The organism is uncultured Lacinutrix sp., assembly GCF_947500325.1.
GTDB lineage: Bacteria > Bacteroidota > Bacteroidia > Flavobacteriales > Flavobacteriaceae > Lacinutrix.
This window is the reverse complement of record NZ_CANMRQ010000048.1, coordinates 1-1,971: the sequence shown is the minus strand read 5'-3', so window position 1 is coordinate 1,971 and position 1,971 is coordinate 1. Positions and strand designations below refer to the sequence as shown.

Genomic DNA, 1,971 nt, shown 5'->3' with positions numbered 1-1,971 from the left:
TCTTGAGTTGTTAAATCAAACTCTGTAAAACCGTTGGTGTCATCTCCATCTGTTGCATTATCACAAACACCGTAATCAGAAATGGTTACAGGAAGTACGGGTGTAGGATTTACAATCAAATTGAAAGCTGCAGTAGCAGAAGCAACGTAACATGCTGGATCTTGATTACTTTGAATACGAACAAAAATTGGTTGAGAATTAACTATATTAGTATATGGACTAGTTAGAGCATTAGTATTTGCATCTGCGTTAGCAAAATCTACATGATATGTTACAGTATAATCTGTTGCTAATTGAGCACCAAGAATTGATGCTGTTTGAGACTCTAAATTAAAAGCTTCAAAACCATCATTTGTAATGTCATCACAAATTTCAAGATTTGCTGTCGTATTTATAACTATATTTAAATACTGAAGCGTAAATACATCTGTATCATAGCAATTACCAGTAAGTCCAGATAACCCATCTTCTATCCTAACATATATCATTTCTCCATCTGTTCCATTATACATTGTTGGATTTGCGATAATATTTGCATCCATATCTGCATCCACTTGAGAGTTATGATAACTAACATTAAAGTTTGCTGGATCCTGGGTTCCTAACACTTCTGGCGTGTTTTCTGTTAAATCAAAAACTACTGCTCCACCAGTATTATTACATTCAATAAGATTATTTACATTATTAACAACACCAGGTTGAATAAATTCAACCTCTATTGAATCCATTGTCACACAATTAGCTCCAAAGTTTACATCTACTGAATATGTTCCTGCTTGGGTAACGTCAATAGTTGGGCCAGTTTCTCCTGTTATTTCGGTTCCATTAAAAAACCATGTATGTGCTACTGCTGGATCTGTTTGAGTATTTAATGTTAGTGTTTCTCCTATACATTTTGCTGTTCCAGAATTAATAGTAACATCTGGTCCTAAATCACCTCCTAAATTAAAACTTCCAGCCTCTAAAAATATTGCAGAATCTAATGCACTATCTCCCTGGTCTGCTACAACTAATTTAATTTCATATACCGTATTTGGTATTACTGTAGCACTCGCAGTCAAAACTACAGTACGCCCTCCATAATTTGTATCTCCTATATTGTACCCTTCAAAAAAAGCGGTATTAGCATTACAGGCAGCCGCATTATTAATATTTACAACACTAACAGGTGTTCCATCAGGTAAAACAGCTAAGTTTGTATAAACTGCGGATCCAACTTCTCTTAATAAAAAAGCAAAACTATCAGTAAAGTTACATTCTGTTGCTCCATCGTATTCTTCTGATGTCATTAAATACCTGAAAGAAATATCATTTCCTGTTGGTGTAAAATTAAATTTAATAAAAGTTGCATCATTAGTATTTGTTTGCCCAAGTGCCACTTCTAAATCTGTATCACCTGCTTGACCATTAATGTTACTAATAATAGTAGGATTTACAACATTACCTGCTGCTGCTGCTTGACCTGTTGTTAAAATAATACCTCTCTCAAAAGGAAACCCTGTATTAGCTCCTCTATCAAAATAACCGTAACTCTTTGTTGTTAAATCTGTAGCTGAACCATTAACTTGAAATGTAAAGTTATCAACCCCTGCACATCCTCCAGATATCAAAACATCTGAAACTAATTGTTCAGGTCCTAAGCTCGATTCTGGATTAGCAGCATCATTTACAGTTATAATTTGTCCTTGAATAAATGAAAATGAAAATAGGAAAATAAATAAGAGATAATAATTTTTCATTAAAAGTTAGGTTTAAAATATGATTTAGAGTAATAATAACACATTGATAGATAGTTTTAGTATCTATAATTTTATACAAATAAAACAATCTTAAACGAAAAAACCCTACGTCTTTAAATAACATTCACAATTTAATATAAAAAAAACCTGAACAAATTTGTTCAGGTTTTTTTTATGCTTTAAAGTATTTTCTCTTCTAACGTTTAAGCGTAAAGTGAGCTTTAAAGTTCTT

General features: G+C 32.4%; 1 protein-coding gene. It reads right to left on the bottom strand.

Annotated features, from left to right (window positions below; all coding sequences use genetic code 11):
• On the bottom strand, positions 1-1,739 hold a 1,739-nt coding region (locus Q0997_RS20065), incomplete at its 3' end, for a choice-of-anchor L domain-containing protein (RefSeq protein ID WP_299892467.1).
• Positions 1,740-1,971: the final 232 nt, after the last annotated feature.